The 14,953-nt window shown below is 71.3% G+C and carries 14 protein-coding genes; 11 read left to right on the top strand and 3 right to left on the bottom strand.

Translation table 11 applies throughout. The features are described from left to right. Positions 1-2: 2 nt before the first annotated feature. From folE to ACODR5_RS06665, 7 genes are read left to right on the top strand one after another with little or no spacing between them, the layout of a single operon-like run. Positions 3-608 carry a GTP cyclohydrolase I gene (gene folE, locus ACODR5_RS06695; RefSeq protein WP_449853770.1) on the top strand — a complete coding sequence of 202 codons (606 nt, stop codon included), beginning with the start codon at positions 3-5 and terminating at the stop codon, positions 606-608. Then, positions 605-1,402 carry a dihydropteroate synthase gene (folP, locus tag ACODR5_RS06690; RefSeq protein ID WP_488983111.1) on the top strand — a complete coding sequence of 266 codons (798 nt, stop codon included), beginning with the start codon at positions 605-607 and terminating at the stop codon, positions 1,400-1,402. The genes folE and folP overlap by 4 nt, the downstream gene beginning before the upstream one ends. A gap of 11 nt (positions 1,403-1,413) precedes the next feature. Continuing rightward, the gene (folB, locus tag ACODR5_RS06685; protein ID WP_449853768.1) at positions 1,414-1,800 is read left to right on the top strand and encodes a dihydroneopterin aldolase; all 387 of its coding nucleotides are present in this window, start codon (positions 1,414-1,416) and stop codon (positions 1,798-1,800) included. Beyond that, positions 1,797-2,333, top strand: a complete 537-nt coding sequence (gene folK / locus ACODR5_RS06680; protein ID WP_449853767.1) for a 2-amino-4-hydroxy-6-hydroxymethyldihydropteridine diphosphokinase — start codon at positions 1,797-1,799, stop codon at positions 2,331-2,333. Before folB ends, folK begins: the two co-directional genes overlap by 4 nt. Continuing rightward, positions 2,330-2,818: a DUF3180 domain-containing protein gene (locus ACODR5_RS06675; protein WP_488983110.1), complete on the top strand. Its 489-nt coding sequence runs from the start codon at positions 2,330-2,332 to the stop codon at positions 2,816-2,818. Before folK ends, ACODR5_RS06675 begins: the two co-directional genes overlap by 4 nt. Next, the gene (locus ACODR5_RS06670; RefSeq protein WP_460815777.1) at positions 2,769-3,557 is read left to right on the top strand and encodes a PH domain-containing protein; all 789 of its coding nucleotides are present in this window, start codon (positions 2,769-2,771) and stop codon (positions 3,555-3,557) included. Before ACODR5_RS06675 ends, ACODR5_RS06670 begins: the two co-directional genes overlap by 50 nt. After that, on the top strand, positions 3,554-5,311 hold the full coding sequence (locus tag ACODR5_RS06665; protein WP_488983109.1) for a PH domain-containing protein: 1,758 nt from the start codon (positions 3,554-3,556) through the stop codon (positions 5,309-5,311). The genes ACODR5_RS06670 and ACODR5_RS06665 overlap by 4 nt, the downstream gene beginning before the upstream one ends. 202 nt (positions 5,312-5,513) lie before the next feature. Here the strand turns inward: ACODR5_RS06665 and mmsB are convergent, their stop codons facing one another. The 3 genes from mmsB to chvE all read right to left on the bottom strand — a co-directional run bounded on the left by mmsB (position 5,514) and on the right by chvE (position 9,518). After that, entirely contained in the window at positions 5,514-6,740 is a 1,227-nt protein-coding gene (gene mmsB / locus ACODR5_RS06660; protein WP_488983108.1) for a multiple monosaccharide ABC transporter permease, read from the bottom strand. Further along, a complete protein-coding gene (gene mmsA, locus ACODR5_RS06655; RefSeq protein ID WP_488983107.1) occupies positions 6,737-8,290 on the bottom strand; it encodes a multiple monosaccharide ABC transporter ATP-binding protein in 1,554 nt (517 codons plus the stop codon). The genes mmsB and mmsA overlap by 4 nt, the downstream gene beginning before the upstream one ends. Before the next feature lie 88 nt (positions 8,291-8,378). Further along, positions 8,379-9,518, bottom strand: a complete 1,140-nt coding sequence (gene chvE / locus ACODR5_RS06650) for a multiple monosaccharide ABC transporter substrate-binding protein (protein ID WP_488983106.1) — start codon at positions 9,516-9,518, stop codon at positions 8,379-8,381. Between the two features lie 185 nt (positions 9,519-9,703). Here chvE and ACODR5_RS06645 point away from each other — a divergent pair, with 185 nt between their 5' ends. The 4 genes from ACODR5_RS06645 to lysS all read left to right on the top strand — a co-directional run bounded on the left by ACODR5_RS06645 (position 9,704) and on the right by lysS (position 14,944). Next, positions 9,704-11,230 (top strand): ATP-binding cassette domain-containing protein, encoded by a 1,527-nt coding sequence (locus ACODR5_RS06645; protein WP_488983105.1) that lies wholly within the window; start codon positions 9,704-9,706, stop codon positions 11,228-11,230. 18 nt (positions 11,231-11,248) lie between these two features. Further along, the gene (locus ACODR5_RS06640; protein ID WP_488983104.1) at positions 11,249-12,475 is read left to right on the top strand and encodes an ROK family transcriptional regulator; all 1,227 of its coding nucleotides are present in this window, start codon (positions 11,249-11,251) and stop codon (positions 12,473-12,475) included. A gap of 47 nt (positions 12,476-12,522) precedes the next feature. After that, on the top strand, positions 12,523-13,275 hold the full coding sequence (locus ACODR5_RS06635) for a DUF2520 domain-containing protein (RefSeq protein WP_488983103.1): 753 nt from the start codon (positions 12,523-12,525) through the stop codon (positions 13,273-13,275). A gap of 148 nt (positions 13,276-13,423) precedes the next feature. Then, complete coding sequence (gene lysS, locus ACODR5_RS06630) at positions 13,424-14,944, top strand: lysine--tRNA ligase (protein ID WP_488983102.1); 1,521 nt, start codon at positions 13,424-13,426, stop codon at positions 14,942-14,944. Positions 14,945-14,953: the final 9 nt, after the last annotated feature.

The following is a 14,953-nucleotide window of genomic DNA, read 5'->3' as shown; positions in this document are numbered from 1 at the left end:
GCGTGGGTGTCGATCGCAGGCGCGTCGCGGAGCTGACGCGCGAGCTGCTGCTGGCCGTGGGCGAGGATCCGGATCGTCCCGGGCTCCGTCGCACGCCGGAGCGGGTGGCCGACATGGTCGCCGAGCTGTTCGCCGGCGTGGGTGAGGACCCGGCGGCGCCGCTCGCGCACACGATCAGCGTGGCGCAGGGTCCGGCGCCCGAGACGCTGCCGACGGGCGCCGTGATCGTGCGCGACATCCGCTTCCGCTCGATCTGCGAGCACCACCTGCTGCCCTCGGCCGGGCGCGCCCACATCGCGTACCTGCCGGGCGAGCGCGTGGTGGGGCTCAGCACGCTGCCGCGCGTGGTCGACATCCTCGCGAACCGGCCCCAGGTGCAGGAGCGACTGGGCGAGCAGATCGCCGACGTCGTCGCCTCGTCGCTCGACGCGCGCGGCGTGCTCGTGGTGCTCGACGCCGTGCACCAGTGCGTCACGATGCGCGGCGGACGCCAGCCCGACAGCTCGACCGTGACCGTGGCGGCGCGCGGCGAGCTGGCCGAGCCGGCCGCCCGCGCCGAGGTCATCGCGCTGATCGCGGCGGCGCGGCCGACGGGGGAGCACGCATGATCGACATCTGGGGGATCGTGAACGTCACGCCCGACTCGTTCAGCGACGGCGGCGCGCACTTCGACCACGAGGCGGCGATCGCGCACGGGCGGCGGCTGCTCGCCGACGGCGCGACCGTGCTCGACGTGGGCGGCGAGTCGACGCGCCCCGGGTCGGAGCCGGTCGGGGCGGACGAGGAGATCCGGCGCGTCGAGCCCGTGATCGCCGCGCTGGCCGCCGAGGGCGCCGTCGTGAGCGTCGACACCTACCGCGCCGCCACGGCCGAGGCGGCCATCGCCGCCGGCGCCCGGATCGTGAACGACGTGGCGGGCGGGCTCGCGGATCCGGACATCCTGGGCGTGGTCGCCGGCTCCGACGCGGAGTACGCGATCGGGCACTGGCGCGGCCCCTCGGTCGAGATGTACGCGCAGGCGCGGTACGCGCACGTGGCGCGCGAGGTGGCCGCCGAGCTGCGCGCGCGGGCCGAGGCGGCGCTGGCCGCCGGCATCCCCGCCGAGCGGATCATCCTGGATCCGGGGGTCGGGTTCGCCAAGCACGGCGAGCAGAACTGGGAGCTGCTGCGCGGCCTGGGCGAGGTGACGGCGCTCGGGTACCGGGTGCTCGTCGGCACCTCGCGCAAGCGCTTCCTCGAGGCGGCGCTCGGGGAGGGGCCGTCGATGGCGCGACGCGACCTCGCGACCGCCGTGACGAGCGTGCTGGCGGCGCAGGCGGGAGCGCACGCCGTGCGCGTGCACGATGCTGCCGCCTCGCGCGACGCGCTCGCGGTGGTCGGCGCGTGGGAGGGACGGAAGTGAATCCCGTGGACATGATCGAGCTCACGGGCCTGCGGTGCTTCGGCCGCCACGGGGTCTTCGACTTCGAGCGCGAGCAGGGGCAGGAGTTCGTCGTCGACCTGCGGCTGAGCGTGCAGACGGCGCGCGCGGCCGAGACCGACGACGTCGCCGACACCGTGCACTACGGCGAGCTGGCCGAGAAGGTGGTGGCGATCGTCGGCGGCGAGCCCGTGAACCTCATCGAGACGCTCGCGCACCGCATCGCGCGCGCGGTGCTCGAGGACGAGAGGGTCCTGTTCGTCGCCGTCACGGTGCACAAGCCGCAGGCGCCCATCGCCGCGCAGTTCGCCGATGTGTCGGTCACCGTGCACGACGGCGTGCCCGAGCGGCTGCCGGGCGCACCGGGGGCGCGGCGATGAGCCGCCGCCTCGCCGAGCCCCTGCCGCCGCGCGAGCCGCGGGAGCCCGCCGCGCCCGTGGACGCCGTCGTCGCGCTCGGCTCGAACCTGGGCGACCGCGAGCGGCTGATGCGCGAGGCGATGCACGATCTGCGGCACCTGCCGCTCACGGAGCTCGTGGCGGCGTCCGAGCCGATCGAGTCGGTCGCGCTCACCCTCGACGGCCCGAGCGCGGACCGGCCGGCGTACCTCAACGCCGTCGCGATCGTGCGCACCCGCCTCGCGCCCGACATGCTGCTGGCGATGCTGCACGTCATCGAGTCGCGCCACGGGCGGGTGCGCGCCGAGCGCTGGGGCGATCGCACCCTCGATCTCGACCTCATCGCGTACGGTGACCGGATGAGCGACGACGAGCGGCTGCAGCTGCCCCACCCGCGCGCCGCCGAGCGCGACTTCGTGCTCGGGCCGTGGCTGTCGATCGATCCGGATGCCGTGCTGCCCGGCCGCGGCCGCGTGGCCGACCTGCTCGCGGCGCTCGGGAAGGACGCGCGATGAAGCGCACCGGCCCCGTCTCCCTCCTCATCGCCGCGCTGCTCGGCGGCGGCGCGGCGTTCCTCGTCGACCACCTGCTCACCGCGAGCGGGCGCGCCACGTTCACGCCCGCGGTGTCGCTGCCGATCCTGCTCGTCCTGCTGGGCGCGGCGTGCGTCGCGCTGGCGTGGCCGATCCGGCGCTCGCTGCTCGATCCGAAGGCGCCGCGCGTCGATCCGTTCCGGGCGGTGCGGATCGCGATGCTCGCGCGCGCCTCGAGCATCGTCGGCGCCGCGCTCGGGGGAGCGGGTCTCGGCTTCGTCGCCTACCTCGCCACACGGCCGGTGAGCCCCGGGATAGGCTCGATGGGCACGATCATCGCAACCGCGGTGGCGGGGGCCGTCCTCGTGCCCGCAGCGCTGATCGCCGAACACTGGTGCACGCTGCCGAAGGATCCCGATGACCGAGAGCCCGACGACCCCGGAGCCGGCGCGCCCGCCGCACACTGACGGGCAGGTGCCGCCCGCGGCGCCACCCGTGCCAGGCGCGGTCCCTCCCCTTCCCGAGGGCGCGCCGCCCGTGCCGCCCCGGCCGGCCGATCCGCCGCGCGCCGAGCAGCTCGGCGCCGAGGCCGCGGGCGCCGAGGTGAGCGCCGCGTCGGGCGAGCCCGCCCACGTGCCGCTCGCGCCGCCGTCCGGCCACAGCGCCCCCGAGGCCGCGCCCGCACTCGATCGCGGCACCTACACGGCCGTCCGCGAGCCCCGCGGCCAGGGCCGACTCGCGCTCGACGGGCACTGGCACCAGATCTCACCCAAGTACGTCGTGTCGCAGACCGTGCAGAACGCGATCTTCGCCGGGCTCGTGATCGCCGCGATGCTCGTCGTCGGTCTCGCGCTCGACCAGCCGTGGGTCTGGTGGCCGGGGGCCGCGCTCCTCGTGGTCACGCTCATCACGCAGCTCGTGCTGCCCCGCCAGGCTCGCGCGCTGGGCTACATGCTGCGCGAGGACGACATCGTCTTCCGCAAGGGCATCCTGTGGCAGCGGATCGTCGCCGTCCCCTACGGTCGCATGCAGCTCGTCGACATCACGCACGGGCCGATGGATCGCGCCTTCGGCATCGCGAAGCTCAAGATGGTGACGGCCGCCGCGACGACGGGCGTGGAGATCCCCGGCCTGTCGCAGGAGGCCGCCGAGGCGCTGCGCGACACCCTCATCCAGGTCGCCGAGACCCGACGGACCGGGCTGTGACCGATCCGAGCCTCCCCACCGGCCGGGCCGCCATCGCCGGCGACGCGGCTCCCGCTCCGCTCGGCGGCGGCGGCTCGTCGGCGCTCGCCGACGGCGACTGGCACCGGCTGCACCCGCTGACGCCGCTGTTCAAGGGCGGGATCGCGCTGATCATCGTGATCGGCATCCTGCTCGCGAACCTGCGCGACCGGATCATCTACGGCTTCATCTCGGTCGTGGCGCCGCACGAGCTGGCCGATGACGAGTACGACTACGAGAACGGCGATCCGATCGGCTGGGCGATCGACTGGACGGTCGCGAACAACATGGTGATCGTCGCGCTGCTCGTGCTGCTGGCGATCGTCGCGATCGTCACGGGCCTGTTCTGGCTCAGCTGGCGCGTGCACCAGTTCCGCATCACCGACGAGCACGTCGAGGTGCGCAAGGGCATGATCTTCCGCACGCATCGCCGCGCGCCGCTGGATCGCGTGCAGGGCGTCAACCTCACCCGGCCCTTCCCGCCGCGGCTCATCGGCATGGCCAAGCTCGAGGTGGACGGCGCGGGCACCGACGCGAACGTGCCGCTCGAGTACCTCGCCGTGCGCCGGGCCGAGGAGGTGCGCGCCGACATCCTGCGCCTGGCCTCCGGCGCGCGCGCCGCCAAGCGCGCGGCGCGGGAGGGCACGGCACCGGACGCGGGTGGAGCGGGAGCCGGCGCGGCGCCGCACGGCCGGCTGCAGCAGACGGTGTCGGCCGGCGTGCAGGAGCTCGTCGAGGGCGCCGACCTGGCGGACGTCGCCCCCAAGAGCGTCGTGAAGCTGCCGCTCGGGCGCGTGATCGCCTCCCAGCTGCTCGACGCCGTGGTCTGGATCATCTTCTTCGGGGGGATCTTCCTCGTCTCGCTCGTCGGGCTCATCCCCGTCGCGCTGACGAACGAGGACGGCGAGGGCTTCCTCATCCTGGGCATCACGGCGCTGACCACGGGCGTGCCCATGGCGCTGGCCGTGGTGAGCGTCGTGTGGAGCGGCCTGAGCAAGGCACTGCGCTACGCCATCGCGCCGACGCCCGACGGTGTGCGCGTGACCTTCGGGCTGCTCACGACCGTCACCCAGACGATCCCGCCAGGGCGCATCCACGCCGTCGAGCTCGTGCAGCCGCTGCTGTGGAAGCCGTTCGGCTGGTGGCGCATCAACATCAACCGCGTGTCGGGCCAGAGCGCCGCCGCCCAGGCGTCGGCGCAGCAGCAGTTCAGCCAGGTGCTGCCCGTGGGCACGCGCGACGACGCGATCCGGGTGCTGCAGCTGATCCTGCCGTACCTGCCCGCCCAGGACCTGCCGTTCGTGATCGATCACGGCGTGCTCGGCCCCGGGGAGGGCGACCCGTACCGCGTCATGGCGCGCCGGGCACGGTGGCGCCGCCTCGCCTCCTTCAAGCGGCACGGCGCCCTCGTCACCGCGTACGCGCTGCACCTGCGCCGCGGCACCGTGTGGCGCCGGCAGGCGATCCTGCCGCTCGCGCGGCTGCAGGGGGTCTCGATCTCGCAGGGGCCGATCAGCCGCCTGCAGACCGTCGGATCGCTGCAGGCGCACACCGTCACCGGCGCCGTGTCGGGCACCGTCGTGGGGCTGGACCGCGCCGACCTGATGGCCGTGTTCGCCGAGGTGCGCGCCGGGGCCGTCGCCGCCGCGGCGGCGGACCGCACCCATCGCTGGCGCGAGCACGGTGACGCGGGCGAGTACGCGGACCGGGGCGAGCACGCCGGCTCGACGGCCTAGCCGGCGGTCCCACCGCAGCAACCGGCGGTCCGGCGGTCGCCCGCCGGCGCCGTGGGCGGTCATGCGATGACGCGGCGGGGTCAACCCGGCGGCGCGGCGCGGCAGCGGTCACACGACAGCGTCGAGTCCGACCGTGCTGCGTCCGCCACAGACGCCGATCGCCCCGCACGCCGAGGCATGCGGGGCGATCGAGGTGCGCGGATCAGCGCGTCGCGCCGGCGCGACGCTTGTTGTAGATGTCGAAGGCGACCGCGGCGAGCAGCACGAGTCCCTTGATGATCTGCTGAGCCGACTGCGGCACGCCCATCAGCTGCATGCCGTTGGTCATGACCGCCATCACGAGACCACCGACGAGCGCACCGCCGACGCGTCCCACGCCGCCCATCGTCGACGCACCGCCGATGAAGCAGGCCGCGATCACATCGAGCTCGAACATGTTGCCCATGCCGGGCTGGGCGCCGTTCGACCGCGACGAGAAGACCGCGGCGGCGATGCCGGTGAGCAGGCCCATGTTCACGAAGATCCAGAAGTTGACGCTGCGCACGTTCACGCCGGACAGGCGCGCGGCGGAGAGGTTGCCGCCCACCGAGTACACGTGACGCCCGAACACGGTGCGGTTGGTCACCACGTTGTAGATGAGGATCAGCACGGCGACGAGGATCAGCACGAGCGGGAAGCCGCGGTTGTACGCGAGCGCCCAGGCGAACGCGAGCAGCACGGCCGAGACGGCGACGAGCTTGAGGATGAACAGCGGCATCGACTCGACCTGCTGGTTGTAGCCGAGGCGCGCCCGGCGGCTGCGCCACGAGCTCACGACGAGGCCGACGACGGCCAGCACGCCGATGAGCAGCGTGAACACGTCGACCGTCTGCGGCACGGCCTTCAGGCCCTCGCCTTCGCCGATCGTGATGACGCCGAAGATGCCGTCGAGGAACCCGCTGGCGACCTCGCGGTACTCGCGGGGGAACGGCGACAGCGACACATTGTCGAGCACGAGCCAGGTCAGACCGCGGAAGAGGAGCATGCCGGCCAGCGTGACGATGAACGCCGGGATCCCGACGAACGCGACCCAGAAGCCCTGCCAGGCGCCGACGAGGAGGCCGATGACGATGGCGGCGAGCACGCCGACCCACCAGGGCATGCCCATGCGGATGACGAGCACGGCGGATACGGCCGACGCGAAGGCGAGCACCGATCCGACCGACAGGTCGATGTGGCCGCCGACGATCACGAGGATCATGCCGAGCGCCATGATGAGGATGTGCGCGTTCTGCAGCACGATGTTCGTCACGTTCTCGGGGCTCAGCAGCGTGCCGCCCGTGGTGATCGTGAAGATCACGATGATCGCGACGAAGGCGATGTAGATGCCCGACGTGCGCAGATTCTGTGTCAGCAGATCCTTGACCTCGGTGAAGACGTTGTTCTTCACGCCGCGGCCTCCTTCGATGAAGTGGGTTCGATTGTCATGAGAGACATGAGCTTCTCCTGGGTCGCCTCGGCGGTGGGCATCTCTCCCGTGATCCGGCCGTACGCGAGCGTGTAGACGCGGTCGGAGAGGCCGAGCAGCTCGGGCAGCTCGCTCGAGACGACGATGACGGCCTTGCCCGCGGCCGCGAGGGCGTTGATGATCTCGTAGATCTCGTACTTCGCGCCGACATCGATGCCACGCGTCGGCTCATCGAGGATGAGCACCTCCGGGTCGGTGTACAGCCACTTCGACAGCACGACCTTCTGCTGGTTGCCGCCCGACAGGTTCCCGACGACCTGAGCGACCGTCGGCGACTTGATCTTCAGATCCTGGCGGAACTGCTCGGCGACCCGGATCTCCTCGTTGCTGTTGACGAAGATCGACGCCGTCGAGAGCTTCTGCAGCGCCGAGGAGGAGACGTTCGTCTTGATGTCGCCGATGAGGTTGAGACCGTACTGCTTGCGGTCCTCGGAGACGTAGGCGATCTTGTTGGCGATCGCGTCCTTGACGGTGCGCGTGGAGATCTCCTTGCCGTGCAGGAAGACCTTGCCCGAGGCGTCGCGCCCGTAGCTGCGCCCGAAGACGCTCATCATGAACTCGGTGCGACCGGCACCCATCAGGCCCGCGATCCCGACGATCTCGCCCGCCCGCACGTGGATCGAGGCGTTGTCGACGACGATGCGATCGGCCTGCGTGGGGTGCCACACCGACCAGTTCTCGATGCGGAAGATCTCCTCGCCGATCTTCGGGGTGCGGTCCGGGAAGCGGCTCTCGAGAGCCCGCCCGACCATGCCGCGGATGATGCGGTCCTGAGTGGCGTCCGGTCCGTGCATGTCGATCGTCTCGATCGTCTCGCCGTCGCGGATCACCGTCGTCGAGTCGGCGATGTCGACGATCTCGCCGAGCTTGTGGCTGATGATGATGCAGGTGATGCCCTGCTCGCGCAGCTCGCGCAGCAACCCGAGCAGGTGCTCCGAGTCGGTGTCGTTGAGCGCGGCCGTGGGCTCGTCGAGGATCAGCAGCTTGACGTCCTTCGTGAGCGCCTTCGCGATCTCGATGAGCTGCTGCTTGCCGACGCCGAGCTGCCCGACAGGGGTGGTGGGGTTCTCGCGCAGGCCCACGCGCTCCGTGAGCTTGATGGCCCGGGCGTTGGCCTCGTTCCAGTCGATGAGGCCGCCACGCGTCACCTCGTTGCCGAGGAAGATGTTCTCGGCGACCGAGAGGTGCGGCACCAGCGCCAGCTCCTGGTGGATGATGACGATGCCTGCCCGCTCGGAGTCCTTGATGGCGCTGAACCGCTGCGGCTCGCCGTCGAAGATGATCTCGCCGTCGAAGGAGCCGTGCGGGTAGACGCCGGAGAGCACCTTCATGAGGGTGGATTTGCCGGCGCCGTTCTCGCCGCAGATCGCGTGGATCTCGCCGCGCTCGACGCTCAAGGACACGTTCTTGAGCACCTTCACGCCGGGGAAGTTCTTGGTGATGTTGCGCATCTCGAGGATCGCGTCGGACATCGCTGCTCCTGTCGTCTTAACCGAGGGGTGGCACACGCTCGCCCGGCCGCCAAGCGCGGCGGCCGGGCGAGCGTGTGCGAGAGGGGTGTCAGTCCGCGATGCCCGACTCGATCTCGGCCTCGGTCCAGTAGCCCGAGTCGACGAGCAGCTCGGTGATGTTGTCAGCCGTGACGATGTCGGACTCGAGCAGGTACGCCGGCACGACCTTGGCGCCGTTGTCGTAGGTCTCGGTGTCGTTCGCCTCGGGCTCCTCGCCGTTCGCGAACGCCTCCGCGGCCTTGACGGCCTGGGTGGCGAGCTTGCGGGTGTCCTTGAAGATCGTGGCGTACTGCACACCGTCGGCGATCATCTTGACCGAGGCGATCTCGGCGTCCTGACCCGAGACGATCGGCAGCCCCTCCTCGATCGTCGAGCCGTAGCCGGCGTTCTCGAGGGCCGTGATGATGCCGCGCGAGATGCCGTCGTACGGTGCGAGCACACCGTCGAGCGGGCGCGAGCCGCCGTCGTAGGTGCTGGTGAGGAGGTCCTCCATGCGCTTCTGCGCCGTCGCCTGGTCCCAGCGCAGCGTGGACACGGTGTCCATGTCGGTCTGGCCGGAGGGAACGGTGAGGCGACCGTCGTCGAAGTACGGCTGAAGGGTGTCCATCGCGCCCTGGAAGAAGAACTTCGTGTTGTTGTCGTCGGGCGAGCCCGCGAACAGCTCGATGGACTTCGTGTCCTCGAGGCCGGTCTCCTCGTTGTTCTCGTCGAGGTAGCCGAGGCCGCGCAGGAGCGACTGCGCCTGCTGCACGCCGACCGCGTAGTTGTCGAACGTCACGTAGAAGTCGACGTTCTCGGTGCCGTTGATGAGGCGGTCGTAGGCGATGACGGGGATGCCCTTGCTCGCGGCGTTCTCGAGCTGGGTGGCGAGCGCCGTGCCGTCGATCGAGGCGACGATGAGGATGTCGGCGCCGTTGGTGATCATCTGGTCGAGCTGCTGCTGCTGACGTGGGATGTCGTCATTCGCGAACTGCAGGTCGACGTCATAGCCGGCCTCCTCGAGCTGGCTCTTGACGGCGTCGCCGTCGGCGATCCAGCGCTCGGAGGTCTCGGTGGGCATGGCCACGCCGATCGTGATCTCCTCGGCGCTCTGGCCCTCGGGGGCGGACTCCGTGGAGCACGCGGCGAGGCCCAGGGCGAGCACGACGGCTCCGCTCGTTGCGACAGTGCGCAGGACGGTTCGCTTCATAGTCTTCTCTCTCCATTGAAAGGCGATTGCATTGCCGACGTTGGGACGACGCCGGGCTGCGCGGCGGCGTGCCATCGCAGCCGCTGTGAGGAACCATACATATTGTCGCCCCTAGAGACAAATCACTTTCGCATAACATGCGGGGACGGCACACGGGCAGCGCGAGGGCGCGCAGATCGGCGGGTATGTCACATCCCATCCTCCGAATGAGGGGCATCACGAAGCGGTTCGGCGGCGTCGCCGCGCTGGCGGACGTCTCGCTCGACGTGGCCGCCCGAGAGGTGCATGCGATCTGCGGCGAGAATGGGGCCGGCAAGTCGACCCTGATGAAGGTGCTCAGCGGTGTGCATCCTGCCGGAACCTACGACGGCTCCATCGAAGTGGACGGGCGCGAGGTCGCGTTCCGTTCGGTGCGCGACAGCGAGGAGCAGGGGATCGCCATCGTCCATCAGGAGCTCGCGCTCGTGCCGCAGCTCTCGGTCGCCGAGAACCTCCACCTCGGCGGCGAGCTCACCCGCGCGGGGCTGATCGACTGGACCCGGACGAACGAGCGGGCGGCGGCGCTGATGGCGCGCGTCGGGCTGCACGTGAGCCCGACGACGCGTGTCGGCGATCTGGGTGTGGGTCAGCAGCAGCTCGTCGAGATCGCGAAGGCACTCGCGAAGAACGTGCGGATCCTCATCCTCGACGAGCCCACCGCGGCGCTCGGCGAGGCCGACTCGGGCAGGCTGCTGGGACTGATCCGCCAGCTGCGCGGCGAGGGGATCACGTGCATCCTCATCTCGCATCGGCTGCGGGAGGTGCTCGACATCGCCGACCGCATCACCGTGCTGCGCGACGGCACGACGGTCGAGACGATGCGCCGCGACGACCCGCGCACCGACGAGGGGCGGATCATCCGGGCCATGGTGGGGCGCGCGCTGGACAGCCTGTTCCCGCCGCGCGAGCCCGACATCGGCGACGAGCTGCTCCGCGTGGAGCACTGGACCGTGCATCACCCGAGCGACCCCGCCCGCGTCGTCGTCGACGATGTCAGCTTCCACGTGCGCGCCGGCGAGATCGTCGGCTTCGCGGGCCTCATCGGGGCGGGCCGCACGGAGCTCGCGATGAGCCTCTTCGGCCGGTCGTACGGCTCCGCGATCTCGGGCGCCGTCTTCAAGCGCGGCGAGCGCATCCGGCTGCGCACCGTCGGCGAGGCGATCGCGCACGGCCTGGCCTATGCGACGGAGGATCGCGCGCGCTACGGGCTGAACCTCATCGGCGACATCCAGACGAACGTGTCCGCAGCCGGTCTGGCGCGGCTCTCGCAGGCCGGCCTCGTGGACCGGATCCGGGAGCGAAAGGTCGCCGACGCGTATCGCTACAAGATGAACATCAAGACGCGGGACGTGCAGGCGATCGCCGGAACCCTGTCGGGCGGGAACCAGCAGAAGGTCGTGCTCGCGAAGTGGCTGTTCACCACTCCCGACGTGCTCATCCTCGATGAGCCGACGCGCGGCATCGATGTGGGCGCGAAGTACGAGATCTACGGGTTCATCAACGAGCTCGCCGCGCAGGGGAAGGCCGTCATCGTCATCTCGTCCGAGCTTCCCGAGGTGCTCGGCCTCTCGGATCGGATCTACACCCTGTCGGCGGGACGCATCACGGCCGAGGTCGCCCGTGAGGATGCCACGCAGGAGCTGCTGATGCGTCACATGACGGCCGAGGTGTGAGGCATACCGTTGATCGAGATGGATGAGGAGGCAGCCGGTGCCGGTGCGGTCCCGCGGCCGGCGACGCGGTCTGCGGTCGGGCGCACGACGAACGAGGAGGTGCGGCAGCAGAATCTGTCGGCGGTGCTGCGCCTGGTTCACGCGGAGGGCACCCTGTCGCGCTCGCACATCGGCGCCGCCACGGGCTTGAACCGATCGACCGTGACGGGGCTGGTGACGGAGCTGATCGACCTCGGCCTCGTGCGCGAGGCCTCGACGGCTCCCACGGGGCGCGTCGGACGCCCGTCGCTCGGCGTCGCCGCGGACGACGCCGTCGTCGCGCTGAGCGTGCGCGCCGAGCCCGACGCCGTCACGGTGGCGCTCGTCGGCCTCGGCGGCGCGGTGCACTCGCGCGTGCGCCACGACCTCTCGGCCGCGCCGAGTCCCCGCCGGTTCGGCCAGATCACCGCGTCACTCGTCGACGGGATGCGCGCCGATATCGACCGTCACTACCGGCTCGTCGGCGCGGGCGTCGCGATCCCCGGCCTCGTCGACGACTCCGGTGCCGTGCTCGTCGCGCCGCCCCTCGGATGGAAGCGAGAGAACATCGGCCGACGACTCGAGGACGTCCTCGGCATGCGCATCGCGGTCGGCAACGACGCGAGCGTGGGGGCGATGGCCGAGGCGAGATTCGGCGTGGGGCGCGGGGCGCAGAACATGCTCTACCTGAGCGGCTCCGTCAACGGCATCGGCGGCGGGCTGGTCTTCGACGGCGCCCTGCTGCGGGGCACCTCGGGCTTCGCGGGCGAGCTCGGTCACACCGTCGTGAATCCCACGGGGGCGCGCTGTGCGTGCGGACGTCGGGGATGCCTCGGGGTGGAGGTCAATCCGGGTCCCGTTCTCGAGCTGCTGGGCCGGCGCAAGCTCGACGAGGACGAGCTCGACATCGAACTGGGCATCGTGCACGACCACCGAGTGCTCGCCGAGGTCGGCCGTCAGGCGGACGTGCTCTCGATCGCCCTCACGAATTTCGTCAACGCGTTCGCCCCCGAGGTCGTCGTGCTCTCGGGGTACCTGGGGGTGCTGCTCGCGACGAGCCGGGAGCGCCTGGCCGACGCGGTGCGCGTGCATCCCGTGGGCGCCGAGGGCCGGGAGGTGCGCCTCCAGCGTGCGCGCATGCGCTCGCGGCTGATGCAGGTGGCGCCGGCGGAGCTCGCCTTCGCGCCGCTGCTGGAGAGTCCCGTCGACCACAGCCCGCGCCGCTGACAGGGCGCCGCCGGCGGATCGAGCCGCGCGGCGGATCGGGATTCGCCATGCCGTACGTCGGTCGCGTGCGCTCGCGTAGGCTCGACGGCGTGAGGCGCGACGGCAGGCTCGGGGTCGGCATCGTGGGCTCGGGGCGGGTGGGGCCCGTCATCGGGGCGGCGCTCGCCGGGGCGGGGCACGCGCTCACCGGCCGCACGCGCGCGTCGGACGAGGAGCGGGCGTCGGCCGTGCTGCCCGACGTGCCGGTGCTCGAGGCGCCCGAGGTGCTGCGCCGCAGCGAGCTCGTCGTCGTCGCGGTGCCGCGCGCGGATCTGCCCGGCGTGGTGGGCGGGCTGGCCGAGGCCGGGCACTGGCAGATGGGGCAGCTCGTGCTGCACACCGACGCCGCGCACGGGATCGAGGTGCTGCGGCCGGCCGCCGAGAAGGGCGCGATCCCGCTGGCCGTGCATCCCGCCATGGCGTTCACGGGCACCTCCATCGACCTGCGCCAGCTGGCCGCCACCTATGCGGCCGTGACCGCGCCGTCGGCCGTCCTGCCCATCGCGCAGGCGCTCGCGGTGGAGCTCGGGTGCGAGCCCGTCGTGGTGGCAGAGTCCGACCGCGCCGCCTACGCGGAGGCGATCGCCACCGCCAGCGAGTTCTCGCGTCAGATCGTGCAGCAGGCCACCGGCATCCTGCGCGGCATCGGCGTCGAGAACCCGGGCGGTTTCCTCTCGTCGCTCGTGCGCTCCACCGTCGATCACGCGCTCGCCGAGGCCACGCCCGCGATCCCGGACCTGCCGCCCGACCTCGACGACTGATCCGGACCGCCCGCCACGGTGCGGTCGTGTGGCCGGGCCGCTGTGCGCCCGCCGAGAGGGGCCGCGGCGGGCGATCACTAGACTGGGAGCCGTCTTCCGCGGTCGCTCGGCCGCGATCCGCCTCCCGTGTCTGTCGAGGATCCCGCGCATGTCCGAAACCCCCGCCGAGAACGCCGCCGCGAGCGAAGAAGAGGACATCTTCGAGCAGAAGGCGGTGCGCCTGGCCAAGCGCGAGCGGCTCATCGCCGAGCGCGACTCGGCCGCCGGGGGCGCGTACCCCGTGTCGGTGCCGGTGACGACGACGATCGCGGCGCTGCGCGCGCAGCACGCCGACCTCGAGGCGGGTGCCGAGACCGGCGAGACCGCCGCCGTCGCGGGCCGCGTGGTGTTCAGCCGCAACACGGGCAAGCTCTGCTTCGCCTCGCTGCAGGCCGGTGACGGATCGCGCATCCAGGCGATGGTGTCGCTCGCCAACGTGGGGGAGGAGTCGCTCGCCCGATGGAAGGAGCTCGTCGACCTCGGCGACCACGTCTCGGTGTCGGGAGAGGTGATCTCGAGCCGCCGCGGCGAGCTGTCGATCATGGTCGAGGAGTGGCAGATCGCCGCGAAGGCCGTGCTGCCGCTGCCGAACCTCTACAGCGACCTGAACGAGGAGACGCGGGTCCGCCAGCGCTACCTCGACCTGATCGTGCGCGAGCAGGCCCGCACCACGGTGGTCGCGCGCGCCAAGACGAACGCGAGCCTGCGCGACACGTTCGCCCGCCACGGCTTCCTCGAGGTCGAGACGCCCATGCTGCAGGTGCAGCCGGGTGGGGCTACGGCCCGCCCGTTCATCACGCACTCCAACGCGTTCGACACCGAGCTGTACATGCGCATCGCCCCGGAGCTGTACCTCAAGCGCGCGGTCGTGGGCGGCATCGACCGCGTGTTCGAGATCAACCGCAACTTCCGCAACGAGGGCGCCGACTCGACGCACAGCCCGGAGTTCGCGATGCTCGAGGCCTACCAGGCCTACTCGGATTACAACGGCATCGCCGACCTCACGCAGGAGCTGATCCAGAACGCCGCGGTCGCGGTGGCCGGATCCACGACCGTGACGTGGGCCGACGGCACGGAGTTCGACCTGGGCGGCGACTGGGACCGCGTCTCGATGTACCCGTCGCTGTCGCAGGCCGCGGGCGTGGAGATCACGCCCGAGACGACGATGGTCGAGCTGCTCGCACTGGCCGAGAAGTCGGGCGTCGAGGTGCCGCGGCACGCGACACACGGCAAGCTCGTCGAGGAGCTGTGGGAGCACTTCGTGAAGACGCATCTCGAGCGCCCCACGTTCGTGATGGACTTCCCCGTCGACACGAGCCCGCTCGTCCGCGAGCACCGCTCGATCCCCGGCGTCGTGGAGAAGTGGGACCTGTACGTGCGCGGGTTCGAGCTGGCCACCGGCTACTCGGAGCTCGTCGACCCCGTCATCCAGCGCGAGCGCTTCGTGGAGCAGGCGGCCCTGGCGGATCGCGGCGACGACGAGGCCATGCGCATCGACGAGGACTTCCTGCGCGCCCTCGAGCACGGCATGCCGCCCACGGGCGGCATGGGCATGGGCATCGACCGCCTGCTCATGGCGATCACGGGCCTCGGCATCCGCGAGACGATCCTCTTCCCGCTCGTCAAGTAACGCGGCGCC

The organism is Microbacterium sp. FG3, assembly GCF_057809335.1.
This window is presented reverse-complemented; position numbering and strand designations above follow the sequence as displayed.

What these genes read in the sequence shown, in the direction of transcription:
- folP (WP_488983111.1), top strand. Translation starts at nt 605, where the DNA reads ATGATCGACATCTGGGGGATCGTGAACGTCACGCCCGACTCGTTCAGC.
- folB (WP_449853768.1), top strand. Translation starts at nt 1,414, where the DNA reads ATGATCGAGCTCACGGGCCTGCGGTGCTTCGGCCGCCACGGGGTCTTC.
- folK (WP_449853767.1), top strand. Translation starts at nt 1,797, where the DNA reads ATGAGCCGCCGCCTCGCCGAGCCCCTGCCGCCGCGCGAGCCGCGGGAG.
- ACODR5_RS06675 (WP_488983110.1), top strand. Translation starts at nt 2,330, where the DNA reads ATGAAGCGCACCGGCCCCGTCTCCCTCCTCATCGCCGCGCTGCTCGGC.
- ACODR5_RS06670 (WP_460815777.1), top strand. Translation starts at nt 2,769, where the DNA reads ATGACCGAGAGCCCGACGACCCCGGAGCCGGCGCGCCCGCCGCACACT.
- mmsA (WP_488983107.1), bottom strand. Translation starts at nt 8,290, where the DNA reads ATGTCCGACGCGATCCTCGAGATGCGCAACATCACCAAGAACTTCCCC.
- chvE (WP_488983106.1), bottom strand. Translation starts at nt 9,518, where the DNA reads ATGAAGCGAACCGTCCTGCGCACTGTCGCAACGAGCGGAGCCGTCGTG.
- ACODR5_RS06645 (WP_488983105.1), top strand. Translation starts at nt 9,704, where the DNA reads ATGTCACATCCCATCCTCCGAATGAGGGGCATCACGAAGCGGTTCGGC.
- ACODR5_RS06640 (WP_488983104.1), top strand. Translation starts at nt 11,249, where the DNA reads ATGGATGAGGAGGCAGCCGGTGCCGGTGCGGTCCCGCGGCCGGCGACG.
- ACODR5_RS06635 (WP_488983103.1), top strand. Translation starts at nt 12,523, where the DNA reads ATGCCGTACGTCGGTCGCGTGCGCTCGCGTAGGCTCGACGGCGTGAGG.
- lysS (WP_488983102.1), top strand. Translation starts at nt 13,424, where the DNA reads ATGTCCGAAACCCCCGCCGAGAACGCCGCCGCGAGCGAAGAAGAGGAC.